General features: G+C 70.0%; 28 protein-coding genes, 1 tRNA gene and 1 pseudogene. 15 read left to right on the top strand and 15 right to left on the bottom strand.

Annotated elements, in window-relative coordinates:
- Positions 1-2: 2 nt before the first annotated feature.
- From OHB04_RS37510 to nac, 4 genes are all read right to left on the bottom strand, one after another.
- Entirely contained in the window at positions 3-1031 is a 1029-nt protein-coding gene (locus tag OHB04_RS37510) for an L-idonate 5-dehydrogenase (protein ID WP_326692093.1), read from the bottom strand.
- 101 nt (positions 1032-1132) lie between these two features.
- The gene (locus tag OHB04_RS37515; RefSeq protein ID WP_326692094.1) at positions 1133-1903 is read right to left on the bottom strand and encodes an SDR family oxidoreductase; all 771 of its coding nucleotides are present in this window, start codon (positions 1901-1903) and stop codon (positions 1133-1135) included.
- Positions 1900-2907: an NAD(P)-dependent oxidoreductase gene (locus OHB04_RS37520; RefSeq protein WP_326809203.1), complete on the bottom strand. Its 1008-nt coding sequence runs from the start codon at positions 2905-2907 to the stop codon at positions 1900-1902. The genes OHB04_RS37515 and OHB04_RS37520 overlap by 4 nt, the downstream gene beginning before the upstream one ends.
- Positions 2908-3011: 104 nt before the next feature.
- Entirely contained in the window at positions 3012-3956 is a 945-nt protein-coding gene (nac, locus tag OHB04_RS37525) for a nitrogen assimilation transcriptional regulator NAC (RefSeq protein ID WP_326692096.1), read from the bottom strand.
- A 354-nt stretch (positions 3957-4310) separates the two neighbouring features.
- On the opposite strand from nac, the gene OHB04_RS37530 reads away from it, so the two are divergent.
- The 7 genes from OHB04_RS37530 to OHB04_RS37560 all read left to right on the top strand — a co-directional run bounded on the left by OHB04_RS37530 (position 4311) and on the right by OHB04_RS37560 (position 11004).
- Positions 4311-5093, top strand: a complete 783-nt coding sequence (locus OHB04_RS37530) for a LamB/YcsF family protein (protein ID WP_326692097.1) — start codon at positions 4311-4313, stop codon at positions 5091-5093.
- 1 nt (position 5094) lies between these two features.
- Entirely contained in the window at positions 5095-5808 is a 714-nt protein-coding gene (locus OHB04_RS37535) for a 5-oxoprolinase subunit B family protein (protein WP_326692098.1), read from the top strand.
- A complete protein-coding gene (locus tag OHB04_RS37540; RefSeq protein WP_326809204.1) occupies positions 5801-6787 on the top strand; it encodes a biotin-dependent carboxyltransferase family protein in 987 nt (328 codons plus the stop codon). Before OHB04_RS37535 ends, OHB04_RS37540 begins: the two co-directional genes overlap by 8 nt.
- Before the next feature lie 87 nt (positions 6788-6874).
- Entirely contained in the window at positions 6875-8185 is a 1311-nt protein-coding gene (locus OHB04_RS37545) for an MFS transporter (RefSeq protein ID WP_326692100.1), read from the top strand.
- Between the two features lie 77 nt (positions 8186-8262).
- Entirely contained in the window at positions 8263-9006 is a 744-nt protein-coding gene (locus OHB04_RS37550) for an SDR family oxidoreductase (protein ID WP_326692101.1), read from the top strand.
- A gap of 4 nt (positions 9007-9010) precedes the next feature.
- The gene (locus OHB04_RS37555) at positions 9011-10237 is read left to right on the top strand and encodes an aspartate transaminase (protein ID WP_326809205.1); all 1227 of its coding nucleotides are present in this window, start codon (positions 9011-9013) and stop codon (positions 10235-10237) included.
- Positions 10238-10308: 71 nt separating this feature from the next.
- Entirely contained in the window at positions 10309-11004 is a 696-nt protein-coding gene (locus OHB04_RS37560) for a 4-carboxy-4-hydroxy-2-oxoadipate aldolase/oxaloacetate decarboxylase (protein WP_326692103.1), read from the top strand.
- 59 nt (positions 11005-11063) lie between these two features.
- Here the strand turns inward: OHB04_RS37560 and OHB04_RS37565 are convergent, their stop codons facing one another.
- The gene (locus OHB04_RS37565; RefSeq protein ID WP_326692104.1) at positions 11064-12467 is read right to left on the bottom strand and encodes a GntT/GntP/DsdX family permease; all 1404 of its coding nucleotides are present in this window, start codon (positions 12465-12467) and stop codon (positions 11064-11066) included.
- Between the two features lie 43 nt (positions 12468-12510).
- On the bottom strand, positions 12511-13089 hold the full coding sequence (locus OHB04_RS37570; protein ID WP_326809589.1) for a gluconokinase: 579 nt from the start codon (positions 13087-13089) through the stop codon (positions 12511-12513).
- 199 nt (positions 13090-13288) lie between these two features.
- On the opposite strand from OHB04_RS37570, the gene OHB04_RS37575 reads away from it, so the two are divergent.
- Complete coding sequence (locus OHB04_RS37575) at positions 13289-14020, top strand: FadR/GntR family transcriptional regulator (protein WP_326692105.1); 732 nt, start codon at positions 13289-13291, stop codon at positions 14018-14020.
- A 68-nt stretch (positions 14021-14088) separates the two neighbouring features.
- Here OHB04_RS37575 and OHB04_RS37580 read toward each other — a convergent pair whose 3' ends face one another.
- Entirely contained in the window at positions 14089-15105 is a 1017-nt protein-coding gene (locus OHB04_RS37580) for a PHP domain-containing protein (RefSeq protein ID WP_326692106.1), read from the bottom strand.
- A gap of 456 nt (positions 15106-15561) precedes the next feature.
- Positions 15562-15765, bottom strand: a complete 204-nt coding sequence (locus OHB04_RS37585; RefSeq protein ID WP_326692107.1) for a hypothetical protein — start codon at positions 15763-15765, stop codon at positions 15562-15564.
- A gap of 203 nt (positions 15766-15968) precedes the next feature.
- Between OHB04_RS37585 and OHB04_RS37590 the strand changes: the two genes are divergently transcribed.
- Positions 15969-16226 carry a hypothetical protein gene (locus OHB04_RS37590; RefSeq protein ID WP_326809206.1) on the top strand — a complete coding sequence of 86 codons (258 nt, stop codon included), beginning with the start codon at positions 15969-15971 and terminating at the stop codon, positions 16224-16226.
- A gap of 131 nt (positions 16227-16357) precedes the next feature.
- On the opposite strand, the gene OHB04_RS37595 is transcribed toward OHB04_RS37590, so the two are convergent.
- The 6 genes from OHB04_RS37595 to OHB04_RS37620 all read right to left on the bottom strand — a co-directional run bounded on the left by OHB04_RS37595 (position 16358) and on the right by OHB04_RS37620 (position 20849).
- Complete coding sequence (locus OHB04_RS37595; protein ID WP_326692109.1) at positions 16358-16984, bottom strand: hypothetical protein; 627 nt, start codon at positions 16982-16984, stop codon at positions 16358-16360.
- A 291-nt stretch (positions 16985-17275) separates the two neighbouring features.
- Positions 17276-17352: transfer RNA gene (locus OHB04_RS37600), tRNA-Met, on the bottom strand.
- A gap of 212 nt (positions 17353-17564) precedes the next feature.
- Positions 17565-17957 (bottom strand): arsenate reductase family protein, encoded by a 393-nt coding sequence (locus OHB04_RS37605; protein ID WP_326809207.1) that lies wholly within the window; start codon positions 17955-17957, stop codon positions 17565-17567.
- Between the two features lie 177 nt (positions 17958-18134).
- Complete coding sequence (locus tag OHB04_RS37610) at positions 18135-18809, bottom strand: HAD family hydrolase (protein ID WP_326692111.1); 675 nt, start codon at positions 18807-18809, stop codon at positions 18135-18137.
- A 169-nt stretch (positions 18810-18978) separates the two neighbouring features.
- A complete protein-coding gene (locus tag OHB04_RS37615; RefSeq protein ID WP_326809208.1) occupies positions 18979-19629 on the bottom strand; it encodes a LysE family translocator in 651 nt (216 codons plus the stop codon).
- A 350-nt stretch (positions 19630-19979) separates the two neighbouring features.
- Positions 19980-20849, bottom strand: a complete 870-nt coding sequence (locus tag OHB04_RS37620; RefSeq protein ID WP_326692113.1) for a helix-turn-helix transcriptional regulator — start codon at positions 20847-20849, stop codon at positions 19980-19982.
- 275 nt (positions 20850-21124) lie between these two features.
- On the opposite strand from OHB04_RS37620, the gene OHB04_RS37625 reads away from it, so the two are divergent.
- From OHB04_RS37625 to OHB04_RS37645, 5 genes and pseudogenes are all read left to right on the top strand, one after another.
- Positions 21125-22108, top strand: coding sequence for an aldo/keto reductase (locus tag OHB04_RS37625; protein ID WP_326809590.1), 984 nt, complete (start codon positions 21125-21127; stop codon positions 22106-22108).
- A 249-nt stretch (positions 22109-22357) separates the two neighbouring features.
- Positions 22358-22771 (top strand): (R)-mandelonitrile lyase, encoded by a 414-nt coding sequence (locus tag OHB04_RS37630; RefSeq protein ID WP_326809209.1) that lies wholly within the window; start codon positions 22358-22360, stop codon positions 22769-22771.
- Between the two features lie 66 nt (positions 22772-22837).
- Positions 22838-23872: a zinc-dependent alcohol dehydrogenase family protein gene (locus tag OHB04_RS37635; protein ID WP_326692115.1), complete on the top strand. Its 1035-nt coding sequence runs from the start codon at positions 22838-22840 to the stop codon at positions 23870-23872.
- A 235-nt stretch (positions 23873-24107) separates the two neighbouring features.
- Complete coding sequence (locus OHB04_RS37640) at positions 24108-24242, top strand: hypothetical protein (RefSeq protein ID WP_326693090.1); 135 nt, start codon at positions 24108-24110, stop codon at positions 24240-24242.
- Positions 24203-24523: pseudogene (locus OHB04_RS37645) on the top strand (MmyB family transcriptional regulator); the annotation flags it as partial. The gene OHB04_RS37640 and the pseudogene OHB04_RS37645, both read left to right, overlap by 40 nt.
- A 161-nt stretch (positions 24524-24684) precedes the next feature.
- On the opposite strand, the gene OHB04_RS37650 reads toward OHB04_RS37645, so the two are convergent.
- On the bottom strand, positions 24685-25674 hold the full coding sequence (locus tag OHB04_RS37650; protein ID WP_326809210.1) for an aldo/keto reductase: 990 nt from the start codon (positions 25672-25674) through the stop codon (positions 24685-24687).
- Positions 25675-25775: 101 nt separating this feature from the next.
- Here OHB04_RS37650 and OHB04_RS37655 point away from each other — a divergent pair, with 101 nt between their 5' ends.
- Entirely contained in the window at positions 25776-26621 is an 846-nt protein-coding gene (locus OHB04_RS37655) for a helix-turn-helix transcriptional regulator (protein WP_326692117.1), read from the top strand.
- Positions 26622-26716: the final 95 nt, after the last annotated feature.

The raw sequence follows: 26716 nt of genomic DNA on the forward strand, positions 1-26716 counted from the left end.
GCTCAGGGAGTTGTCAGGTCCAGCAGAACCTTCGACGCGACGGTGCGGTCGTGGGCGACAGCGAAGGCAGCGCCGGATTCGGCGAGCGGGAAAGTGTGCGTCACGATCGCGTCGACGGGCAGCCCTCCGGTGAGGAGTCCGATCGCGTCGTCGAACTCGGTGTCGAAGCGGAAGGCCCCCCGCAGCTCCAGCTCGCGGGTCACGGTGACGTTGCCCAACAGGCCGATCTCGCCCGGCGGCAGCAGCCCGAGGAGTACGACGGTACCCGCGCGGCGGACCCGCTCCACGCAGCTGCGCAGGGCGGCGGGCGCCCCGGACGCCTCGATCGCGACATCGAAGTCGTACGCCGCGGACAGCCGCGCGGGATCGTCCGCCCGGAGCGTGGCGGTGGCTCCGGAGGCTTCGGCGATGCGCAGCGGGGTGTCGAGCAGATCGCTCACGACGACTTCGGCCGCGCCGTGGTGGCGCAGGACGGCGGTGACGAGACACCCGATCGGGCCGGCTCCCGTCACCAGGACGCGCTTGCCGCGTACCTCGCCCGCCCGCCGCACCGCGTGCAGGGCCACCGAGAGGGGCTCCGCCACGACGGCACGGCGCAGGCTCAGCCCTTCGGGCAGCGCCCGGAGCTGCGGAGCGGGCACGGTCACGAGCTGGGCGAACCCGCCTTGGACATGCGGGGTGCGGGCCGCGCTGCCCAGATACCGGGTGTCGGCGCAGACGTTGCGGCGCCCGGCCGCGCACTCGGGGCAACGGCCGCAGGGTGTGGCGGGGTGGACGGCCACCGGTGTGCCCGGGACCGGGCCGTCGTTGCCGGGGCCGAGGGCCGCGACATGGCCGACGATCTCGTGCCCCAGCACCATCGGCTCCTGGACGGTGAAGTCACCGACCCGGCCGTGGTGGTAGTAGTGCAGGTCGGACCCGCAGATGCCGCCGAGGGCGACGGCCACGGCGATCTCACCGGGCCCCGGGTCGGCGGGGGTACGCTCCTCGACCCGGAGATCTCCTGCCGCGTGGACGACACAGGCGCGCATGGGTTGCCTTCCTTCAGTTCGGCGGAGGGAGAGCCTCCAGTTCGGCGGGGGATCGGTTCAACGGAGGGGAAGCCGTCAGTTCAGCGGCCGGAGCCTTCAGCTCAGAGGACGGAGAGCATGCCGCCGTCGACGTACAGCACCTGTCCGTTGACGAAGTCGGACGCGGGGGAGGACAGGTAGATCAGGGCGCCGACGAGATCCCCGACCTCCCCCCACCGCCCGGCCGGGGTGCGCTTGCGGACCCAGGCGGTGAACTCCTCGTCCGCGACCAGCGCCGAGGTGAGTTCGGTGGCGAAGTAGCCCGGACCGATGGCGTTCACCTGGATCCCGGCGGGTCCGAGATCCGCGCACATGCCCTTGGTGAGCATCTTCAGACCGCCCTTGGTCGCGGAGTACGGCGCGATGCCGGGGCGGACCGCCTCGCTCTGAAGCGAGCAGATGTTGACGATCTTGCCGCGCCCTCGCGAGGTCATCCGTCGCGCCACCGCGCGCCCGACGATGAAGGCGCTGGTGAGGTTGGTGTCCAGGAGCCCGTGCCAGTCCTCGTCGGTGAACTCCGTGAAGGGGGCACGCTGTTGCCGCCCGGTGTTGTTCACCAGCACGTCGATGGGGCCGACCCGCTCCTCGATGTCGGCGACGCCGCGCTCGACGGCGGTGGAGTCCGTCACGTCGAAGGCGGCGGTGTGGACCCGCTCGCCGAAGGCCGCGGCGAATTCCTCCCGCGCCGCCGCGAGGGCGGCGGTGTCGCGGCCGTTCAGCACGAGCGTGCAGCCCGCCTCCAGCAGGCCGCGCGCGAGGGCCTTGCCGATACCCCGGCTGGAGCCGGACACCAGGGCGACCTGGCCGGTGATGTCGAACATCGGGTGGCTCATGCGGAGGCCTCGGTGGTGGGTACGGACCCGCCGGGGACGGCCGGGGTGCCGGGCAGGGCGGTGCGCGCCGGGCGTTCGGCGAGAACGTCCAGGATGTTGTCGACGGCCAGGTCGACCATGGCGGCACGGGTGCTCTCGGTGGCCGAGCCGATGTGCGGCAGCGTGACGATGTTCTCCTCCGCCACCAGCGGGGACAACGCCGCCCCCATCGGCTCGCGCTCGTACACGTCGAGACCCGCGGAATGTATCCGCCCCTCGCGTACGGCACGGAGCAGGGCATCCTCGTCCACGACGCCGCCGCGGGAGGTGCTGACCAGCGTGGAGGTGGGCTTCATCGCGGCGAGTTCACGCTCCGAGACGAGGTGCCGGGTCTCGTCGGTGAGCGGCACGTGGAGCGACACGATGTCGGACTCGGCCAGCAGCGACTCCCACCCCACCGCCGTCGACAGGGAGTCCTCGCCCGCGTACGGGTCATGGTGGAGCACCCGCATGCCGAAGCCCTGGGCGCGGCGCGCGACGGCGCGGCCGATCTGCCCGTAGCCCACGAGGCCGAGCGTGGCGCCGTGGATGTCCAGGCCGAGGTAGTCGCGCATCCGGAACAGGTCCCAGCCGCCTCCCGCCAGGCGGGCACCCGCAGCGCCCAGTCGGCGCCGGGCGGCGAGGATCAAGGCGAAGGTGAGGTCGGCGGTGGTCTCGGCGAGCACCCCCGGTGTGTGGGTGGCGACGACGCCCCGCTCGGCCGCCGCGGCGACGTCGACGTTGTCATGCCCCATGCTGGCCAGGGCCACGACGCGCAGGGACGGGCCCGCGGCGTCCAGCAGCGCCGCGTCCACGGCGTCGTTGCCCAGCGCCAGGACGGCGCTCGCCCCCGGCGCGAGGGCGGCCAGCTCCGCCGGGCCCGGCTTGCCGCTGCCCGGCCAGGCCACCAGCTCGGCCGCCGCGGAAAGGCGCTCCAGGCCGCGTCCGGGAAGATCTTCTCGGGTAACGAGAACACGCTTTTTCAAGTTCGGCTCCAGTGCCACGCTGCGCATTTGCCGGTGGGATCGGCATGTTTCGGCAGACGCTAGTGACGGCACCGGACCGAGGCAAATAGAGATTTCTTGTGACGCTATCGCGAATTCGTATCCGCCCCGGCTTCCCTGTTCTCCTCGGATTCCTCGAAGGCGGCGATCAGCTCCAGGAAGACGTCCTGCACCGCGAGCGCCGGTTCGGAAAGGGGCTGATTGTCCGAGGTGACCAGGGACAGCTTGACCTCGATGACGGGTCGCACGATGCGGCGGACCTCCAGCGCCTGGACGTCCAGGATCGCCCTCGCGGCGGACCACGGCAGCACGGTGGCACCGAGCCCGGCGTCCACGGCATGGACGAGCGTGAGCGCCGATTCCACCTCACCGACCACCCGGGGGCGCAGCGATGCCTGCTGGAAGGCGGCGTCCACCAGCTGGCGGATCGTGTGGATGCGGCTGGGCAGCAGGAGGGGCACATCGGCGAGTTCGTCGAGGCTCACGTCCCCCTCGCCCCGCGGATCTTGTCCGTCGGCGGTGCGGATCAGGAAGAGGTCCTCCGTGCGCAGCGGCTCGAACTGCACTCCCCGCAGCGGACCGGCGCCGTAGATGAAGGCCATGTCCATGCGGCCGGTCATGATCGCCTCGCTGATCACCCCGCCGAAGTTCTCGTTGACGTGCAGCAGGATGTCCGGGTAGCGCTCGCGCACGGTCCGCAGCAGCGGAAGGCCCAGGGCCGCGCCCAGGCTGTACGGGGCGAGCCCCACCGACACGCTTCCTGCCGGCGCCTGCCCCGAGACGTCGACGGCGGCGTGTGCGAGATCGACCTGCCGGAGGATCAGCTGGGCGTGCTGGTACAGCGTCCGTCCCGCCTCGGTCGGGACGACCCCGCGCTTGCTGCGGATGAGCAGCTGTTGCCCGAACTGGGTCTCCAGGGAGGATAGGTGCTGGCTCAGCGCGGGTTGCGCGATGTGCAGGATGTCGGCCGCACGCGTGATGCTCCCCGCATCGACGATCTTGATGAAGGAGTAGAGACGCCTGGTGTCCATGCGGAGCCTTCCGTTCGGGCAGGAGCCTCATCGTAGGGAGCGCCTGGTGGGGAGCCCACACCCGCGCGCGCCACGAGGACGCGGCGCGTCATAACCATCCGCGATAACGCCACAAGGAACAGGTATTGGCGGCTCTGCGAACTTGGGATTACGTTCTCTTCAACGCCTCCGGAACACGCGAACCGGAGAATCTCTGCGGAGCAGTTCCGCGAAGAATCCGCGGAGCCGTTCCGCGAAGAATGCGCACCGCGCACACCCTGTTTTCCCTGTCCCATGCGTGCTGATCCGCCCGGGAAGCATCTCAGCCCCGCGACGGCATTCTCATTTCCTTTTTCCGCTTCCTCGGAGGACATCATGACGCACATGGTTGATCTCGTGGCCGATCTCGGCGAGGGATTCGGCGCGTACACGATGGGCGACGACAGTGCCCTCCTGGACTTGCTGACCTCCGCCAACATCGCCTGCGGTTTCCACGCCGGGGACCCGCGCATCATGGACGCGACCGTCCGGGAGTGCGCGCAGCGGCAGGTGGCCGTGGGAGCGCATCCGAGCTTCCCCGACCTGGTGGGATTCGGCCGCCGTGCCATGGACCTGTCCCCGGAGGAGGTCCGCACGGACGTGCTCTACCAGCTCGGCGCCCTCCACGCCTTCGCCGTCGCGCACGGCACCCGGGTACACCACGTGGCACCGCACGGCCGGCTCGGCAACCTCGTCGCCGTACGCGCCGACTACGCCGATGCCGTGGTGGAGGCCGTCGCTTCTTTCGACGAATCCCTGATCGTGCTGGCACAGGACGGCGAACTCGCCGACGCCGCCCGCGGGCGCGGTCTGCGCGTGGGCATCGTGGGCATCGCCGACCGCGCCTACCGGGACGACGGCACTCTCGTACCCCGCTCGGAGCCCGGCGCCGTCATCCAGGACCCGGCGGAGATCGCCCGCCGGACGCTGCGCATGGTCACCGAGGGAGTGATCCGCAGCGTAGGCGGCCACGACCTTCAGGTCGCCTGCGACACCGTGCTGCTGCACGGAGACACCCCCGGCGCGCTCTCGGTCGCCCGCCGGATCCGGGAGCAGCTCGTCTCGGCCGGCGTCGGGATCGCTCCGCTCCCCGAGGTGCTGAGTGGCAAAGCGGCCTGACATGAAAGCCAACCTGACGATCACGGACTGCGGCGACTCGGCCCTGATGGCCAAGGCCGTGGGTTCCGACGAGGCACACAGCTGGCAGCTCGTCCACGCCCTGGCCGACGCCCTGGACGCCCTGCGCCTCGAAGACGTCTACGGCGTCGTCCCCACCTACGACTCCCTGCTGGTGGAGTTCGACTGCACGGGCACCGACCACGACACGGTACGGCGCGTGCTGTGGCACGAGGCCGCCCGCATCGAGGCACAGCCGCGACGGGCGGTACCGGCGAAGCGCTTCGTCGTGCCCGTGGCCTACGGCGGCGAGTACGGGCCCGACCTGCCGGTGGTCGCCGGGCAACTCGGCCTGACGGAGAGCGAGGTGGTGCGCATCCACTCCGCTTGCGACCTCACCGTACGGTGCCTGGGCGCGCCCGCGGGGGCGCCCATGATGGACGGTCCCCCCTTCCCCGGCCCGGTGCCCCGCCTGGCCTCGCCCCGCACCCGGGTGGAACCGGGCTGTGTGGCGGTCGCGGGCCGGCAGGCGGTCATCTGTCCGATGCCGTCGCCGGGCGGCTGGCCACTGCTGGGGCGCACACCGCTGCGGGTCCTCGACCTCCACAGCGACCCGCTCACCTGCTATCTTCCCGGCGACGTCTTCCGCTTCGTCCCGATCCGGCACGAGGAGTGGGACACCTACGCCGGCGCCTCCCTGGCGGACGCCCATGGCTGAGACCCTGACGGTCCGCACCTGCGGCCTCACCACCGTGCAGGACCTCGGACGCGTCGGCCGCTCCCGTTACGGACTGCCCGCCAACGGCGCCGTCGACCAGCACTCGGCACGCGTCGCCAACGTCCTGTGCGGCAACCACGAGCGCGATCCGCTCCTGGAGATCACCGCACTGGATTTCGCCTGCACCACCTCGGCCGACATCCTCATCGCCGTCACCGGCGCGCCCGCCGACCTGACCGTCGACGGAGTCGCCAGGCCCCAGTGGGAACCGCTCTTCGTGCGGGCCGGGGAAACCGTCCGCGTCTCGGGCATCCGCCGCGGGCTGCGGGTCTACCTCGCCGTGCTCGGCTCGCTCAAGGCCGACTACCTCCAGGGCAGCTGCGCCCCCGACACGATCCTCGGGTTCGGCTCGGCCCTGCGGGTGGGCGAGCAGGTGGGCCTGCGGGCGTCCTGCCCGCCCCTCGACCACCCGTTCTCCCGCATTCCGCTCTTCCGCCTGGCCACGCCGGCCGCCCCGTTCCCCGACCACTGGATCATCGACGTGACCGACGGCCCGGACCGGGCCGAATTCGGCACCACGGGCAGCCGGCTGTTCGACGCGCCCTTCACGGTCAGCCCGCAGAGCAACCACATCGGTCTGCGGCTGCACGGTGAGGTTCCCCGCCGCGTCGCCTCCGGAGAAGTGCTCTCCCGCGGCGTTCCCATCGGCGCCGTCGAAGTGCCGGCCGGGGACGAACTCCTCGTCCTGCACCGCGGTCGCGGGGTCACCGCCGGATACCCCGTCCTCGGCGTCGTCACCGCGACGGGACTGTCCGCGCTCGGCCAGGTACGCCCCGGCCAGCGAGTCCGCTTCCGGCACCGCACGCTCGATCAGGCGGTGACCGCCTACCGCACCCAACGCGGCGCCGTCGCCGCGCTGAAGACCCGCGTACGCGTCGTGTTCGACGCCCTGCGCATCCCTGTGTCCGCCGACGGCTGACCCCCCCCACCGTCGTCCTCCGCCCCGGCACACCCGCACCGCGCCGCGAGCGCCTCACCCCTCCCACGCTTCGAGACTGGAGACGCCATGAGCACCGTGGCCGCTCAGCCGGTACCCAACACCGTCGATCCGAGAACCGCACGCAAGATCACCCTCGCGGGATGCGTCGGCATCTTCGCCGAGCTGTACGACAACGGCATCTTCGGCTTCATGGCGGGCACCCTCGCCGTCGTCTTCTTCCCCGGCTCGGACAGCGCCGTCCAACTCGTCTTCCTCGGCTACGCCGTCTCGTTCTTCTTCCGCCCCATCGGCGGGATCGTCTGCGGCTACCTGGGCGACCGCATCGGACGCCAGAAGATGCTGGTCTTCGTCATCATGCTGATCAGCGTCGCGACCGCGGCGATAGGGCTACTGCCCACGTACGCCGCCATCGGGATCGCGGCCCCCGCCTTGCTGATCCTGCTCCGCGTCGCCCAGGGCTTCTCCGTCGGCGGCGAGGCATCCGGCGCGATGAGCTTCCTCGCCGAGCACGCGCCCGAGGGGAAACGCGGGCTGTACACCAGCTACGCGCAGATAGCCTCCTTCCTCTCCCTGCTCACCGGCACCCTGATAGCCGCCGCCATGACCAGCGGACTCGGCGACCAACGCATGGAGTCCTGGGGCTGGCGCGTCCCCTTCCTGCTCGCCATACCGCTCGGCATCACCGGGATCTACATCCGCAAGCGGATCCACGACACCCCGAACTTCACGCGGCTGCGCGAGGAAGGCGGTCTGGCGAAGAACCCGCTCAAGGAGGCGTTCGCCTCCGCCGAGCACCGCCGCGCCATGCTGCTGGCGCTGTTCATCCCGCTGATGAACGGGTCCGGCTACTACGTGCTGTTCACCTTCATGCCCACCTTCATGACCAACACCCTGAACTTCAGTACGCTGGAGGGCCTCCTCGTCACCGCGACGAGCCTGGTCGGCATCTGTCTGGCCATCCCGTACGCGGGTCACCTCTCCGACCGGATCGGCCGGAAGAAGGTCATCGCGGGCGCCGCTGTCGCCATGGCGATCCTCGGCGTCCCCTGTTACCTGCTCATCGGCACGGGCAACGTCGTACTGGCCGCCCTCGGCGCCCTGATCATGGCCGTGATCTTCGCCGGGCACACCGGCATCGTCCACATCCTGCTCGTCGAGCTCTTCCCCACCCGGGTGCGGTATTCCGCGTACGGGCTGGGCTACAACGTCTCCTCCGCGCTCTTCGGCGGCACGGCGCCGCTGCTGATGACCTTCCTCATCGACAGCACGGGGAACACCAACATGCCGGCCTTCTACGCCGTGGTCACCGCGCTCGGCACGCTCATCGCCGTATCCCGGGTGCGGGACCGGGCCCACCTGCCGCTGCGCGACACCTGACCGGGCCGCGACTCCCGCGCGAACACCCGCGACCGGAACCACCCGCGACAACACCGCTTTCCAAGGAGCTCAGCACCATGTCCTTCTCCGACTACAGGACCGCCCTGGTCACCGGCGCCTCCACCGGTATCGGCGCCGTCGTCGTCGAACGGCTCGCCAAGCGAGGTCTCCACGTGCACGCGGTCGCCCGCAACGCCGACCGCCTGGAGGAGCTGGCCCGCAAGACCGGGTGCACGCCACACGTCGTGGACATCACCGACACCGGCGCGCTCGCCGAGGCGGTCGGCGAGCTGGAGATCGACGTCCTCGTCAACAACGCGGGGGTGTCGCGCACCGGCAACATCCTCACCGCCGACGAGTTCGCCGTGGACGAGCAGGTGGCCGTCAACATCAAGGCCGTCCTGCACCTGGTGCGGCTGCTCATGCCCGGCATGGTGGAGCGCGACCGCGGCCACATCGTCAATATCAGCTCCATCGCCGGCGTCTACAACTTCGGCGGCAACACCATCTACCACGCGACGAAGGCGGCGGTACACACGCTGTCGCGGCAGCTGCGCGTGGACGGCTACGGCCGCCGGGTGCGCGTGACCGAGATCTGCCCGGGCCGCGTCGAGACCGAGATCTTCGGACGGCTGCTCGGCGACATGGAGGAGGCACAGCGGCAGTACTACGACGGCTACGAGTCCCTCAAGCCCGAGGACATCGCCGACTCCATCGAGTTCGCCGTCGACTCCCCACGCCACGTGAACATCGGACACCTGGAGATCCTGCCCACCTTCCAGGTCCCCGGCGGCCTCAACTTCGAGCGGCGCGAGGGCTGACGGCATGTCCCACACGGAGATCACCGCGCAACGCGTACGGCGCATCAAGCCGTCGCCCAGCACCGCAGCCGCGCAACGCGTCCGGGAGCTCAAGAGCCAGGGCCACACCATCTGGGATCTCACGGTCGGTGAACCCGATTTCGACACCCCGGACCACGTCAAGGCAGCGGCCGTCGAGGCGATCCACGCGGGCGACACCAAATACACCCCCGTCAACGGCACTCCGCGGCTGCGCACCGCGATCCGTCACAAGCTGCTCGAACGCCATGGCCTGGAGTGCTCCGACCAGCAGATCACCGTCGGCGGCGGCGCCAAGCAGGTCATCTTCCTCGCCCTCATGGCCACGCTGGACGCGGGCGACGAGGTGATCGTGCCCGCCCCGTACTGGGTCTCGTACCCGGACATGGTCCTCGCCAACGACGGCACCCCCGTCGTCGTCGACTGCCCCGAGGCGGAGGGCTTCAAGCTCACCCCCGGACGCCTGCGGGCCGCGCTCACCGAGCGCACCCGCTGGGTGATCCTCAACGCCCCCGGCAACCCGACCGGCGTCGCCTACACGGCCGCCGAACTGCGCGCGCTCGCCGAGGTGGTCCTGGAACACCCCCGGGTCCACGTGCTCACCGACGAGATCTACGACGAGATCTGGTACGGCGACGGCGAGGCCCCCTGCCTGGCGGCAGTCGAACCACGCCTGGCCGACCGGGTGTTCCTCACCAACGGGGTGTCCAAGACGTACGCGATGACCGGGTGGCGCCTCGGCTACGGGGTCGGTCCGGCCCACCTGGTGACCGCGGTCAACACCCTCCAGTCGCAGATCTCGTCCTGCCCCTCCTCGGTCAGCCAGGCAGCGGCATCCGCCGCGCTCACCGGGCCGCAGGACTTCGTCAAGGAGAGCGTCGCCGTCTACCGCGAGCGGCGCGACTTGGCACTGCGGCTGATCGACGAGGTGGCCCAGCTGTCCTGCACGGCGCCCGACGGCGGCTTCTACCTCTTCGTGAACTGCCGGAGTGCGCTGGGGCAGTTCACGCCGGACGGGACCGAGATCCGCACCGACGAGGACTTCGCGCGCTACCTGCTGGAGAGCAGGCGAGTAGCGGTGATCCACGGCTCGGCGTACGGCGCGCCGGGATACTTCCGGATCTCGTTCGCCACCTCGACGGACATCCTCACCGAGGCGTGCGCGGGCATCGCCGCCGCCTGCGCCCAGCTCTCCCCGGCAGCCGCCGCGTAGCCCCGCAGCCCGTAGCCCCGCACAAGCCCGTAGCTCCGCATCCCTCCAGCCCCCTGCAAAGGATCTCCGCCATGATTCGCGTCAGCACCGCGTTCGACCGGCCAGACCCGGGCGTGACCGAGCAACTGAGCCGCTTCTCGGCAGCCACGATCCACGAGGCGCAGGGCCGTCTCGGGGCGCTCGACTCCACCCTCAAGCCGGTCGATCACCGCATGTCGCTGTGCGGCCCGGCCTTCACCGTCGAGTGCGCGCCGCGCGACAACCTCATGTTGCAGACCGCCATCGCCTACGCGCGGCCGGGCGACGTCATCGTCGTCTCCGCGGGCGCGTACGCCGAGGCGGGATCGTTCGGCGATGTCCTCGCCAACGCCTGCAAGGCCAAGGGGCTCGGCGGCCTGATCACCGACACCGGCGTACGGGACACCGAGGATCTGCGGAGGCTCGGCTTCCCCGTCTTCTCGCACAGCGTCTGCATGAAGGGCACGGTGAAGGAGACGGTGGGTCCGATGTGCGAGCCGGTCACCGTCGGGGGGCAGCTCGTCCGCCCCGGCGATGTCGTGCGCGCCGACGCGGACGGTGTCGTCGTCGTCCGGCGTGAGGACGCCGCGAGCGTGGTGGCCGCCTCCCAGCAGCGCGTGGACACCGAGACCGAGTACATCGCCGCCTACCGGGCGGGCAAGAGCGTCACCGAGATCTGCGGCCTCACCCCGCTGCTTGCGGCGAAGGGCCTGATCGTCGACGAAGGTGACCAAGACACAGCCGGCTGAACATGCCGCCGCAGGCCGTGCGGCGGGTACCGGCACGGCCTGCGACGGGGGAGGGGGAGCTACACCACCAGTGACAGCAGCAACAGCAGCACCAGTGCGACAACGGAGATGATCGTCTCCATCACCGACCAGGACTTGATGGTCTGTCCGACGCTCATCCCGAAGTACTCCTTCACCAGCCAGAATCCCGCGTCGTTGACATGGCTGAAGAAGAGGGAGCCCGCGCCGACGGCGAGGACCACCAGCGCGGCCTGGGTGGAGGACATGTCGGCGGCGAGCGGGGCGACGAGCCCCGCGGCCGAGACCGTGGCCACCGTCGCGGAGCCGGTCGCCAGCCGGATGCCGACGGCGATGAGCCACCCGAGCAGCAGCGCCGGGATGGACCAGTCCCGGGACAGATCCAGGATCATCTCGCCGATGCCGACGTCCACCAGCGTCTGCTTGAAGCCGCCGCCCGCGCCGACGATCAGCAAGATGCCCGCGATCGGCCCGAGGGAGCTGCCCACCGTCGAGGACAGCCGGTCCTTGCTGAAGCCCGCGGACCGGCCGAGCGTGAACATGGCCACGAGCACCGCGACCAGCAGCGCGATCATCGGGTCGCCGATGACGTCCATGACCCGCTGCACGGTGTTCTCGGCGTCGTCGACGATGATGTCGGTCAGCGCCTTGGCGAGCATCAGGACGACGGGCAGCAGCACCGTCGCCAGGGTGAGGCCGAAGCCGGGCCGCCGTTCCAGGTCCGCAGACGCGCGCTCCGGTACGACCCCCTCGGGCGGGGTGGTGTCGACCCATCGCGCGGCCACCCGCCCGAACAGCGGGCCGGCCACGATCACTGTGGGGATGCCGACGAGCAGGCCCAGCCCCAGCGTCACGCCCAGGTTGGCGTGGATGGCGTCGATGGCGACGAGCGGGCCCGGGTGCGGAGGGACGAGCCCGTGCATCACGGAGAGCCCGGCGAGCGCCGGGATACCGACCCGCATCACGGAGAAGTTGCCGCGCTTGGCCACCAGCAGCACCACTGGGATCAGCAGTACCAGCCCGACCTCGAAGAACATGGGCAGCCCGATGATGCCCGCGATCAGCGCCATCGCCCACGGAATGCTGCGGCGGCTGGCCCTGGCCAAGATCGTGTCGACGATCTGATCGGCACCGCCGGAGTCGGCGAGCAGCTTGCCCAGGACGGCGCCGAGCGCGATGAGGACACCGACTCCGGAGACGGTGTCCCCGAGTCCCGTGGTGAAGCTTTCGATGGCCTTGTCCAGCGGCGCGGCGGCCACGGCACCCAGCACGAGGGAGCCGACGGTCAGCGCCAGGAACGCGTGCAGCTTGAACCGGGTGATGAGGACGACGATGACGGCGATGCCGACGAGGGCGGCGATCCCCAGCTGGGCGTTGCCGGCGGATGAGATGGGGTCCGGTTGCTGTGACCCCGCGGCCAGCATCTCGGCACTGAGATGACGCACGGCTCTTCCTTCTTCGCGGTGAGTGGTTTTCGGGGGAGGGGAGTCAGGGACGAGCGGCAGGCTCGGGGCCCGGTCCGGAGCCCGGACCCGAGACCGGTCCGGCGGCCACCGGAGGGGAGGTCGCCGGCCGTAGCGCGGTCAGCGCCCGCTCGGTGACCGCCTCCGGTCCCGGCGCGACACAGACGGCGACGCCGCCTTCGTCCGGCTCCAGGGGTTCGAGCGTCGCGAACTGGGAGTCCAGCAGGGCGACCGGCATGAAGTGGTCCTCGCGCCCGGCCATCCGCCGGGAGATCAGCGCGCGGTCGCCGGTGAGGTGCACGAAGAAGAGGCCGGGCGCGGCGGCCCGCAGCCGGTCGCGGTAGGACCGCTTGAGCGCGGAGCAGCTGACGACCCCGCCCCGTCCCGCGTGGCGGTGCGCCCAGGCGCCGATCGCGTCCAGCCAGGGCGCCCGGTCGGCGTCCTCCAGCGGGGTGCCCGCGGACATCTTGGCGACGTTGGCGGGCGGGTGGAAGGCATCGGCCTCGGCGTACGGCACCTCAAGTGCCTCCGCGAGGAGTCGTCCGACCGTGGTCTTGCCCGTCCCGGCTACACCCATGACGACCACGACGTTCTGGTCCGCCATCACACACCTCACTGCCTTGCTGTCCTCATCGACCTCGGCGCCGAGCACACTCAACCCCATAGGTCACACGTATTCAATAGTCGGACACCAATTAGTCATACTTAATTGGGTGACGCGGAGCACGTAGGCTGAACGTCCCGGGGCGTTCGCCGAGCGGCGCGTGGGACGGGGGCGGAACGACTCAGGAGAGCCACGACTCATGACCAGCCAGGCGGCACACCCGCGCGGGGGACCGGCGCGCGAGCGGGGACTGCACGCACAGGTGCTCGCCTCGCTGGGCCCCGCGATCACGGCGGGTGAGCACCCCCCGGGCACGGTCCTGCTCACCGAGGAGCTCGCCGGCCGGTACGAGGTCTCCCGCACGGTCGCGCGGGAGGCGGTGCGGGTGCTGGAGTCCATGCACCTGGTGGAGTCGCGCCGCCGGGTGGGCGTGACGGTCCTGCCCCCCGAGCAGTGGAACGTCTACGACCCCCAGGTCATCACCTGGCGCCTCGCCGGCGCCGACCGTGGCCGTCAGCTGCGCTCCCTCACGGTGCTGCGCTCGGCCGTCGAACCGGTCGCCGCCCGCCTCGCCGCCGAGCTGGCCACCCCCGAGGAGTGCGCGGCGCTGACCGAGCACGCCCTCGGCATGGTCGCCACCTCGCGAGGACAGCAGCTCGACAACTACCTGGTGCATGACGTCGCCTTCCACGGCACCGTGCTCCGCGCTTCCCACAACGAGATGTTCGCCCGCCTCGGCGATGTCGTGGCTGCCGTCCTCACCGGCCGCACCCAGCACGAGGTCATGTTCAGCGACCCTCGCCAGGAGGCCGTCACCCTCCATGTGCAGGTCGCCGAAGCCGTCCGAGAGGGCGACGGCCCCCGAGCCGAACGGGCCATGCGCACCATCACCGAGGACGCGATGGCCGAACTGGACGTCCTGGCACCGTAGTTCTGGCACCACGGGGCCGCCCGCCGTTGACCGTTGGAGCGCAGGTCATCTCGCCGCGACGGGCGCGGTCACCGCCCACCCGTCCAGCGCAGCAGCTCGTCGGCGGGCAGGGTGTTGATGACCCGGTCCGCCGGCACCCCGCACTCGGCCGCCCGGACGCAGCCGCCTTCCTGCCAGTCGAGTTGGCCGGGCGCGTGCGCGTCGGTGTCGATGGCGAAGCGTGCTCCCGCATCGAGGGCTTCCCGCAGCAGCCGACGGGGCGGGTCGCTGCGCTCGGGACGGCAGTTGATCTCCACCGCCGTCTGCGAATCCGCGCAGGCGGTGAAGACGGCCTCCGGGTCGAACTCCGACTCCGGCCGCCGCCTGCCCGAGGAGAGCCGGCCGGTGCAGTGCCCCAGCACGTCCACCAAAGGGTTGCGGACGGCGCGGACCATGCGCCGCGTCATCTGTTCGCGCGGCATCCGCAGCCGGGAGTGCACCGATGCCACCACCACGTCGAGCCCGTCCAGCAAATCCTCTTCCTGGTCGAGCGTGCCGTCCTCCAGGATGTCGCACTCGATGCCGGTCAGCAGCCGGAACGGTGCCAGTCGCTCGCTCACCTCCGCGACCACGTCCAGCTGAGCGCGCAGCCGGTCCGCGGACAGGCCACCCGCGATCGTCAGCCGTGGCGAGTGGTCGGTGAGTACCGCCCACTCGTGCCCGAGGGCCTTCGCCGTCGCGGCCATCTCCTCGACGGGGCTGCCGCCGTCCGACCAGTCCGAGTGCAGGTGACAGTCGCCGCGCAGCGCCGCCCGCAGCTTCCGTGCCGCCTCGGGCAGCGGGGGCTCCTCGGCTGCCTCGGCCTCCAGCCTCGCCAGGTAGTCCGGTACGTCGCCGCCCAGCGCCTCCCGTACGACCTGCGCGGTCTTGGGCCCCACGCCCTTCAGCGATTCCAGCGTGCCGGCCTCCGCCCGCCGCTCGGCCTCCCTGTCCGGAAGCCCTGCGATTACCCGCGCGGCCGTACGGAAGGCCCGTACCCGGTACGTCGGCGCCTGGGCGCGCTCCAGCAGAAACGCGATCTGCTCCAGCGCCGTCTGCGGCTCCACCGCTGCCCCTTTCCCCGGCTCCCGAGCTGCCTCCTCTCGCCACGGTGGCGTACCCGGGGCGTCCTCGCCCGCCGTACCGTGCCGACGCCGAAGCGGTAGCGGAGGTGGAGCCGGCGCCCGCCGGCGGTCCACGCGTCCCACGTGAGGGGTGCGGACGCGCTGGTCTGTACGACGCGGGCGAGGCGCAAGACGGGTTCCTCCGGTGCTGTGCGACGTAAATCCGGGTGCGCCCGGGAGCAATGCGTCCTACGGTGGGGCACAGCCCAGGTGCGAAGGCAGTGGTTACTTCCCTCTTAAGGACGGGGTTGCGGGTTCGAGTCCCGTCATCGGCTTCGAGCCGGTGTAGCTCAATTGGCAGAGCACGTTATGGCACCACAGCCGACCAGGATCTCTGGGCTTTCTCCCTTCTCCATTCCCTCTTCCCCCGCGCTCCCCGCTTCCGGGGTTTCCGCCGCCTCAGTCGCGGAAGGAGCCGTCCGCGCGGCGTGCGTGGTGCGACAGCAGGTGTCCGCACTGGGGGCAGTGGCGTCGCAGCCCCCGCTTGACGACGTAGCCGATTCCCACGGTGCACAGATACATGAGCCCCACCGCCGTCTTCTGAATCAGCTTGCCCACGCCGGACTTGGTGCAGGTCGAGCAGTCGCGGCATCCGGATGCCATGAGATTCCCCTTCGCTTGCTGTCACTTCGTGTGCCTGTGCGAGAGGGGACGCGCGAGACGGGGGAGTGGGTGCCCGGGAAGCGGACCGAGGACTGCCCTGGCACCCGGCTGTTACCAGAGGTGGACACTCCGGCGCTTTCCCGGTCGGGTGAACCGCACCGGCCGAAGGCGTCGCCCGCGCACCAGCAGGTACGCATCAGAGCATGACAGAGCACCCCAGAATGACCGCGAAGACCGGCACGGGCGAGAACATCGGCATGAGCGGGCTCGTACGCGCCGCCCTTCTCTGTGCCCTCACCGCCGGGGCACTGTTCCTGGCGGGCCCGGTGCACGCCGAACCCACCCACACCTCAGCCCCCGCCCTTGCCCCGGCCCACGCCAAGCGCTGCCCGACGGGGACCTACTGGGAGCCACGCAACAGGGTGTGCGTACCCATGTCACCCCCTGTGGCGTGGCACTAGGGGGGCCAGGGGCCAGGGTGGCCCGGGGCTGTTCGTGATGGCTGACCGGATGCGGTTCAGGAAGGCGGCGCGAATGGTGCAGCCGCCGCGTCAGATCGTGGCGACGGCGGGAAGGGCGATGTTCCGCCCCTTTAGAAAAGCCAACCCCGGAACGCTTCCTGAGTCGCAGCGCGGATCAGTTCGTCCTCCACCGCGTTGAGGCGAGAGGACCGGGAAGGCTGTGGCGCGTGCGGCATGGGCCTGGATCCCCACACATTTCCTGCGCCCGGCACGGCGACCAGACAGCTGAAGCGCAGGTCTCCGGCGATCCACAAGACGCCCCGACCATCGGTCATCCCCTGCCATGCCCTATCAGGCATCTTCGTGCGGAATTCCCGCGCGACACTGCCGTCAGGAGCCAGGAGTTGTATTCGCTTGGAATTCCACCCTTTTCTGTCTTCCTCAACTTGACACGGCCACGCCTGGAAAGGGTGTTGCTGAGCGAGACGCATCAATTCTGTCGTATTGGGCCAACCAGCGTCGCTGATCATTACCCACAGTACCGTTATGACTATGGGGGAGAAAAGAAAGGCGACCGCAAAAAGGATCAGGTGTGTTGCGGGGAACACCCATAACGCGCCGAAGCACGCCAGTACCACGACCCCCGAAACTCTGCGTTGCCGGCTGCGCCGCTGACTGCTCCGCAGAATGTCCATGACGCCTGGAATATCGGCCGCCCGTCCGGCCGATACCTGGTAGCCGTACTCCTCAGCGAGCATCACGTCCCCCTCATGCCCCGATGTCCATCGCCCAGGACTCATGATGGCGTGCCGTACGCCGTCGGGGTAAGAGGATCGGTACGCCTTTGATCCCGCAGCCACTGAGGCTTTCCAGTCTCAGCTCGAGGCGTTGCACTGGCGGGTCCGGTCAGTGCGATGATCCGAGCCAAGCGCACCCGCAGACCCACCGTGGGCGCACCGCCGCGGCGCGATGCGCTTGGGCCATGACCGGCCTGCCGGAGAGCGCCAAATGCTTCCGGCCCCCACGACATCGTCGTGAGGGCCGGAAGTTGGTAGCGGGGACAGGATTTGAACCTGCGACCTCTGGGTTATGAGCCCAGCGAGCTACCGAGCTGCTCCACCCCGCGTCGTGATGTCCACTCTACGGCATCCGCTGACCCATCCAGCACCACGGCCCTGAGCCGCCCGGGCGGCACCGTGCGCGCCCAGGGCCCATGGGTGCGTCGTTCTCCCGCCTGCCGCACTCGGCCTTCCCCACGCGCTGGTCGAGCGGGTGGCGGCGACTCTTCGCCGGCTCAGCGCGCGGTCGGCCGTACTTGCTCTGGCGACAGCGAGCGGCTCACCGGTCCATGGTCGGCTCCGGAGGCATCCCGGGCTGCGGCAGGACGGACCGCACCGACTCCGGAGACCGTCCCAGCACTGCTGTGCCGTCGTCGGCGGTGATGATCGGCCGCTGGATCAACTCGGGGTGGGCGGCCAGCGCCTCGATCCAACGGATGCGGTCCGCCGGATCGCGCGTCCATCCCGCGAGGCCCAGTTCGGCCGCTGCCGGCTCACCGGTGCGCGTGATGTCCCACGGCTCCAGCGTCAGGCGCCGCAGGACCGCGTCGAGCTCTTCCGCGGTCGGCGGGTCTTCCAGGTAGTACCGCACTGTGTACTGCGCGTCCTCCTCGTCCAGCAGCGACAGCGCGGACTGGCACTTGGAGCAGGCGGGGTTGATCCAGATTTCCATGATGTCGGTCCTTCGGTTCCGTTCGGGCAAAGCAGCGTCCCGCAGGGGCGTGCAGGTGTGTTCGGCTTCGATGATGACGCCCAGCCCCTGGGGCGTCACCGTCGGCGGGAAGCCTCCACACCGGAATCGGTGCCGTGCGGCGTTACGTCACGCCGCCCGCGCGTTCAAACAGGTGGGTCAGTGGACAGTGTCATGGCCCAGTTTCCTGGCCCATTCGAGCAATTCGGGTTCGCCCAGGCCGGCGCCCAGCCAGTCGTGGTCGAGGCTGGCACCCGGAAGGGACGGTACGACCGCGACGTACAGCCCGGCAGCACGCGCCGAGGAGATGCCCGTGGCCGAGTCCTCGAAGGCGACGGAACGCTTCGGGGCCACCCCGAGTGCCTCGCATGCTGTGAGGTAGAGGTCCGGTGCGGGCTTGGGGGAACGTGCCTCGTCGGCGGCGAACGAGTGGGTGAAGTATTCGGCGAGACCGGCCGATCCCAGTGCTGTGTCCAGCAGTTCCCGGGGGCTGTTGCTGGCGACGGCTATGGGCACGGCTGCCCGACAGGCGCGTACCAGCTCCGCTGCCCCGGGGAGGGCGGCGGCGCCCCGGTCCAGCTCTTTGCGGACTCTTTCGAGGAGTTCGGCGGCGAGTTCGCCGCCGGCTCCGGACCGGCCGAAGTAGTCCGCCATGGCCTCCCCCGCGGCCTCCACGGTACGGCCGATGACCAGCGCTTTCTGTTCAGGACCGAAGGAATGGCCGTGCGCCGCGAAGATGGCTGTTTCCGCGACGGTCCAGCAGACTTCGGTGTTGACCAGCAGGCCGTCGCAGTCGAAGACAACGGCCTCCGCGCTGGTGGGGAGCGAGCTCATGTATGTGTCCCTTCATCTCGGGTGAGCCGGTTGCCTGTTCAGAGGCTGTCGGCGGGGTCGGCAGAGAAGCTCACATCAGCCTCATGACCAGGTCGTTGGTTTCCGAGGTTCGTCGCGGCGCTCAACCTGCGGTCCCATCGGGCCGATGCCGCACTCTCCGGGCGATGCCTCACTCTCCGAGCGCGAGGCGCAGACCGAAGGCGGCGATGACCGTACCCGTGATGCGGTCGAGACAGCGGCGCGCCGAGGGCCGTTGCAGGCGGTCTCGGAGCACGTGCGCGAGCGTGATCAGCGCGCAGGCCCAGACGACGGCCAGAAGGATGTGTACACCGGCCAGGAGCACACCCGAAGCGAGGTGCGATGCGTCGGCGGGGATGAACTGCGGGAGCACCGCGACATAGAAGGCGCCCATCTTCGGATTGAGGAGATTGGTCGCGATTCCTTGACGCCAGCCGCCGAGCAAGGTCCCGGCCCCGGTCTTGGCCTCGGCCCCGCTCCCGCTCGTCTTCGGGCACTCGTCCACCGAGTGGCGCCAGGTGGCCCACAGCAGCCTGCCACCCATCCACACCAGGTACGCGGCCCCGGCCAAGCGCAGTGTCTCGTATGCGAGGTGAGACGCGGTCAGCAGAGCGGTTACACCGAGCGAGGTGAGCACACCCCAGACCAGCGTGCCGCTCTGAATGCCGAGGACCACGCCCCAGGCACGACGACGGTGCCCGAGCGCGGCGGTGCGGAGGACGAGCGCGGTGTCCAGACCGGGAGTGAGGGTGAGAAGTCCCACCATCAGAGAGAAAGTCCCCAATGCGTCGATGGCGATCATGGACGATCACCATAAGTTGAGAGTCGTGGAACATCTACATTCCTGCCCGAAATCGGGCAGGAATTGGACTGTTCGCTCCTCGGGCATCGCGCATCGCACCCGGCCGTCCTCGGTCGGTGCGTGGCCCGTGGCCCCTCCTTGGCCGTGGCCCTGCCCGGGCGCACGACAGGGAGCTCAGGACGATGACGAACGCACCGAGCGGGGCCAGCACGGGCCGCTCCGCGGCGTCGACTCCACGTCCTCCAGCGAGATCACGCGCCTCGTTCGGGAGAGCGATTCGCACGTGCAGCCTGGCGGCGGCGACATCACCGCACCGCGGAAAGGTGGCATCGCCGCACCGCGGAAAGGGGTCAGTGTGTCCGGTCAGTCGTTGTGTCCTGGTCGCTGCCGGCCCAGGAGGCGAGGAAGCGCAGGCCCTCGTAGCTGGGGGTGTCGGGGGCGGCGGTCCAGATGACGAGTTGCTGGTCGGGGTCGGTGCTGGCGGTGAGGGTGTCCCAGTCGAGGGTCAGTTCTCCGGCGACCGGGTGGTACAGGGACTTGGTCCCCACGCTCAGGGTGGCAACGTCGTGGGCTGCCCACCATTTGCGGAAGTCGGAGTCCTGTACCGAGAGTTCCCCCACCAGCGAGGTGAGCCTGGGATCGTCGGGGCACTTGGCGGCTTCCATGCGCAGTTGGGCGACGCAGGTGCGGGCGACGGTCTTCCAGTCCACGTACAGCGTGCGCATCGCCGGTTCGGTGAATACCAGACGGATGTAGTTGCGTTTCTTTTCAGGAATCTCGCCGAAGTCGGTGATCATTGCCGCCGCGAGTGCATTCCAGGAGAGAATATCCATGCGTCGGCCCAGTACGATTCCGGGGGTCGCCGTCAGATCGTCCAGAAGCCGCTGCAACTGCGGCTGGACCTTTTGATGCGTGCGTCGAGGAGAACGGTTCGAGGGTTTTCCGGCCAGGCTGAAGAGGTATTCACGCTGGTCGTCACTCAGGTGCAGCACGCGGGCGAGCACCGTGAGCACCGGACCGGACGCCGGTACGCGACCCTGCTCCAGTCGTGTGTAGTAGTCGGTGCTGATGGCCGCGAGCTGCGCGACCTCCTCGCGCCGCAGCCCGGCCACGCGGCGGGCGCCGCCGGTGTCGGGCAGGCCGACGGCCCAGGGGCTGAGGTCCGCACGTCGGGCCTTGAGGAACTCTCCCAGCTCATTGCGGTGCGCGTTGCTGCTCATGTACTCCAGTGTCCCACCGGACGCTCGCCGGGAGAGGGGGAAGGTTTCTTCCCAGGATGTTTTCTTCCCAGGAAGAAACTCTCCTCTTTGCGGACGCGAGGCCGAGTGTCAGCATCGATGTCGTGACGGCAAACGGCCGGGGCCCGGTGCGGCCCCCCCTCCGTGGACCCGGCACCAACTCTTCTACGAAGGCACCCGCTGCCTCCTCTGCGAATTGCAGAAGGTGCGCGGTGCCCGGTATCACTGAGAATTCAAAGCTGGAGGAATTCATAGCTGTGCGGCACGTCGAGCTGAGGGCCCTGGACGTTTCCCGGATCGGTCTGGGAGCCATGGGTATGTCCGACTTCTACACGGGCGCCGGCACGGATGAGGCCGAGTCGATCCGCACCATCCACCGTGCCCTGGACCTGGGCGTGACCTTCTTGGACACCGCCGAGGTCTACGGCCCGTTCGTCAACGAGGAGCTGGTCGGCCGGGCGCTGAAGGGGCACCGGGACGAGGCGGTGCTGGCGACGAAGTTCGGCCTGGTCTCCCATGCGGACGGGGCAGCGACCCCGAACGTGGTCGATTCCTCACCCGCGAGCGTCCGCGCCGCGGTGGAGGGCTCGCTGAAGCGGCTGAGGACCGACCGCATCGATCTGTACTACCAGCACCGGGTCGACCCGGCCACGCCCATCGAGGAGACCGTGGGCGCGCTGGCGGAGCTGGTGGCCGAGGGCAAGGTCCGGTACATCGGACTGTCCGAGGCCGGGCCGGAGACGATCCGCCGGGCGCACGCCGTCCACCCGATCACCGCACTTCAGACGGAGTACTCGCTGTGGGAGCGGCAGGTCGAGGAAGAGATCCTGCCCCTGACGCGGGAGCTGGGTATCGGGTTCGTGCCGTACTCGCCGCTCGGCCACGGCTTCCTCACCGGGACCGTCCGCTCCGTCGAGAACCTGGACGCCAGTGACTTCCGCGCCGGAAATCCCCGGTTCACCGGTGAGAACTTCCAGCGGAATCTGCGTATCGCCGACGAGGTCGAGGCGGTGGCCGCCGAGGCCGGTGCCACCCCGGCCCAGGTCGCGCTGGCCTGGCTGCTGGCCCAGGGCGAGGACATCGCCCCCATCCCCGGCACCAAGCGCGTCAGCCGCGTCGAGGAGAACACCGCCGCCGACGGCATCGTCCTCGGCGCGGAGCAGCTTGCCAAGCTCGACAGCCTGCCGCCGACCGTCGGTGACCGCTTCCAGGAGGAGTACGGGCAGCTCATCGACCGCTGACCGCCCACAGACCGCAGCGTCCACGACCTCGTCTCGGGGCACGGCACGACGAGCAGTTTCGCCATGGCGGAAGAGCAGTCCGCAGCGCGGAAGTCCATCGGCCATATCGCCCGCCAGAGGCTCGCCGCAGGTCACCGGGTCGTGGCCGCCGCACTGCCGCTGTCTTTCCTCATTACGCGCGGCGGAGCCCCCGCCGCCGCACAACAGCCCGACAGGGCTCGACCCGATTCGGTTCAAGGAGTTTCCCGCATGGAATTCGTCAAGCCCCGGCCCACTGGCAAGGGCCCGGCCGAGTGGTTCACCGGCGACGTGTGGTTCGACGTGATTTACGCAGGCCAGGAGCCCTCGCGGCTGCGCACCAACATGGTCCGTTTCGCGCCCGGCGCCCACACCTACTGGCACCACCACGTCCTGGGCCAGACCCTGCACGTCGTCTCCGGTATCGCCCTGATCGGTACCCGTGACGGCACCGTCTTCGAGGCCCACCCCGGAGAGACCGTCACCTGCCCGCCGGACGAGGAGCACTGGCACGGCGCCACCCCCGAACGGTTCATGGAGCACCTCGCCATGTGGGAGGGCAGCGGTGACGACCGCCCGGAGACCACCTGGCTGGAGCAGGTGACCGACGAGCAGTACAACGGCCCGCGCACCCGCTCCCACTGATTCGCCCCCCAGGCAGACCGGGAACCCCACCGGGCCCCGGAACCCCCACGAGAAGAAGGAAGTCCCATGCGAGCGACCACGATTCACGGAGCCGGTGACATACGCGTCGAGGAAGTGCCGGACCCGAAGATCCAGCAGCCCACCGATGCGGTGGTGCGCGTGCTGCGCGCGTGCATATGCGGCAGCGACCTGTGGCCGTACGGATCCATGTCCGCTTCCGCGCACGGCGAGCGGATCGGCCACGAATTCCTCGGCGTCGTCGAGGAGACCGGCTCGGACGTCTCCGGGCTGAAGCGGGGCGACGTCGTGGTGGCGCCGTTCGTCTGGTCCGACAACACCTGCGACTTCTGCCGCGAGGGCCTCCAGACCTCCTGCCGCCACGGCGGGATGTGGGCTGTCGACGGCGTCGACGGCGGCCAGGGCGAAGCGGTCCGCGTCCCGCAGGCCGCGGGCACGTTGGTCAAGCTGCCCGTTGGCGAGGACACCGCGCTGCTGCCCTCCTTGCTGACGCTCTCCGACGTGTTCCCCACGGGCCACCACTGCGCCGTCACGGCCGGGGTGAACCCTCGTACGACGGTGACGGTGATCGGTGACGGGGCCGTCGGCCTCTCAGCCGTACTGGCCGCCCGGCGGCTCGGCGCGGAGCGGATCATCCTGATGGGCCGTCACAAGGAACGCACCGACCTGGGCCGGGACTTCGGCGCCACAGACGTGGTCGCCGAACGTGGCGAGGAGGGCGTCGAGAAGGTTCGCGAACTGACCGGCGGCGACGGGACCCACACCGTTCTGGAGTGCGTGGGGCTCACGCCGGCGATGGACACCGCCTTCGGTGTCGTACGAGACGGTGGCGTCGTCAGCAGGGTCGGCGCTCCGCAGTACGAGCAGGTCTCGGCGGGCTTCGGCGTCTTCTTCCGCAACGTCACCCTCACCGGCGGCGTCGCTCCCGCCCGCGCCTACGTCGAGGAACTCCTCCCCGACGTGCTGGAGGGGCGCATCGACCCGGGCCGTGTCTTCGACCGCACCGTCGGCCTCGACGGCGTGCCCGACGGTTACCGGGCGATGGCCGACCGCGAGGCCCTGAAGGTCCTCGTCACGCCCTGAACCACCGCATGAGAGGCGGGCGGTGACGACGGATCTTCGCTGTCACCGCCCGCCCCCGCCGCGCGCTACGAAGAGAGATCTACACATGACCGGCAGCATGACGGCACTGTTCGGCGGGACCGGACCGTACTGGGAGATGCGGCAGGTGCCGGTGCCCGGGCCCGGGCCCGGGCCCGGGCCCGGGCAGGTTCTGGTCCGTGCCCGGGCGGTGGCGCTGAACAACGCCGACATCGTGATGCTCGACCAGGCCGACCCGACAGCGGCCGGTACCGGTAAGGAGTTCCAGGCCGGGTTCGAGTTCGCCGGTGAGGTCGTCGCTGTCGGTGAGGGCGTGCCCTGGCCGGCACCGACCCCGACGCCCCCGACCTGACGAGCCTGGTGGGCGAACTGCTGCTCAAGAGCCCGGACTTCGCCGGACTGTGGGAGCGGTACGAGGTCACCGGCCGCAAGCACGCGACCAAGACCTTCCAGCACCCCCAGGTCGGGAAGATCACCCTCGGCTTCCAGGCCATGGACCTGGAGGGCACCCCCGGTCAGCGCCTCGGCGTCCACACGACCGAGCCCGGCATCCCCGACCACGACGCCATGCTCCTGCTCGACATGACCGCGGACCAGGCCGAGCCGACACCCTCCAGCGAGCGGCATCAGTAGCCCGCCGGTGCGCCGCGCAGGCTGGTGGGCACAGCGCTGCCCGCTCTGTGCCGCACTGATCTGCTGCAAGAAGCTCACCGAACGAGACGCACGAAGGCTCCTGGCGACGCAGCCGCCGGCACGCTGTGGCGCTCGCCGCACCGCCAGGAGCACGGGGCTTCTCAGCGCTCGCTGTCGAGCTCGGCCATGAGCGGGGCCGGGTAGCGCTCGCCGCGCACCGCGCCGCGGGGCACCAGGGCCGCGATCCGAGCGAGATCGTCATCGGTCAGTGAGAGGCGGGTGCTGTCGACCATTGTCTCGACCTGCTCAGGCCGTCGCGCGCCGAGCACCGGCACCACATCGTCACCCTGTGCCGCGACCCAGGCCACGGCCAGTTGTGCGACGGTGGCGTCCTTCTCGGCCGCGAACTTCTGCAAGCCGGCGACGAGGGCGGCGTTGTGATCGAGGTTGGCGCCCTGGAAGCGCGGAAAGACCGTCCTTTTTCCCTCCATCGACCCGCTGCCACCGATCAGGCCGCTCGACAGCACGCCGTAGGCGGTGATGCCGATGCCCAGCTCGCGGCAGACGGGCAGGATCTCGTCCTCGACGTCACGGCTCAGCAGCGAGTACTCGATCTGCACGTCCGAGATCGGCGCGACCGCTGCGGCCCGGCGGATCGTGTCCGCTCCCACCTCGCTCAGGCCGATGTGGCGCACGTAGCCCTTCTCGACCATCTCCGCGATCGCGCCGACGGTCTCTTCGATCGGCACGGTGGGGTCGAGGCGGGCGGGCCGGTAGATGTCGAGATGGTCGACACCGAGACGCTGTAGCGAGTAGCCCAGGAAGTTGTGGACCGATTCGGGGCGGCCGTCGTTCCCGCCCAGCTTGCCGCCTGGTCCGCGCAGGGCGCCGAACTTGACCGAGAGGACGACGTCCTCCGGGTCGCGGCTGCTCAGCGCCTGCCGGATCAGCCATTCGTTGTGGCCGGAGCCGTAGAAGTCACCGGTGTCGAGCAGGGTGCCACCGGCATTGAGGTAGGCGTGGATGGTGCGCACGCCCTGTTCGTCGTCGGCGGGGCCGTACGCGCCGGACAGGCCCATGCACCCCAGTGCGGGTGAGGTGACGGTGGGACCTGTGCTGCCGAGGCGATGGGACTGAAGTTCGGATGTCATGCCGTCACCGTGGGCCGTCGCCGGCGCCGGCACCAGGGTCGGCTCATCCAGGGACAAGGTGTCCCTGGCAGGCCGACGCGAGGCGGCCGACAATGGGAAACATGACCGACCGTGCAGGACTCGCCGACTTCCTCCGCCGCCGCCGCGAACTCCTGCGCCCGGCCGACGTCGGGCTGCCCGAAGGGATGCGGCGCCGTGCGGCCGGTCTGCGCCGTGAGGAGGTGGCCCAACTGGCCGGTATGTCCAGCGACTACTACGCCCGGATCGAACAGCGCCGGGGACCGCACCCCTCCGAATCGATCGTGTCGGCGCTGGCCATCGCCTTGCGCTGCGACCTGGACGAACGCGACCACATGTTCCATCTGGCCGGGCTGACCCCACCGTCGCGGCGCGCGGGCAGGCACATCCGTCCGGGCCTCATCAGCCTGGCCGACCGCCTCACCGACGTACCGGTGTGCATCTGCACGGACGTGGACGAGGCGCTCTGGCAGAACAGGCTCGCCGACTGTGTGCTGGGGCCGATGCCCCCCAGAGCCGGCCGTTCGCGCAATTTCTGCTGGCGCTGGTTCACCGACCCCGCTGTGCGGGGGCGCTGCCCGGAGGAGGACTGGCCGCGTCATTCGACCGCGCACGTCAGAGATCTGCGGGCGACGTACTCTCGACGGGGTGCCGATCCGGACGTGGCGGCCCTGGTGCACGATCTGAACGAAAGCAGTGCCGAGTTCCGTGCGCTGTGGGAGAAGCACGAGGTCTCGGTGCGCCGTTCCGACCGCAAGAGCGTGTTGCACCCCGAGGTGGGGGTGCTGCACCTGAATTGCGAGGTGCTGTTGACCCCGGAGGACGACCTCAAAGTCCTGGCGCTGTTCCCGGCCGAGGGCACCGACGCGCGAGACAAGCTCGAACTGCTGCGCGTCATCGGGTCTGAGGACTTCCAGTCGGCGACCTGACGGGCGCCCGGCCCACAGGCGACCACGCACAGAACCCCGCGGGCGACCACGCACGGACTCCCGCAGGCGACCACGCATAGCACGTGGCCGTGCAC

It is taken from the genome of Streptomyces sp. NBC_01775, assembly GCF_035917675.1.
Taxonomy (GTDB): domain Bacteria; phylum Actinomycetota; class Actinomycetes; order Streptomycetales; family Streptomycetaceae; genus Streptomyces.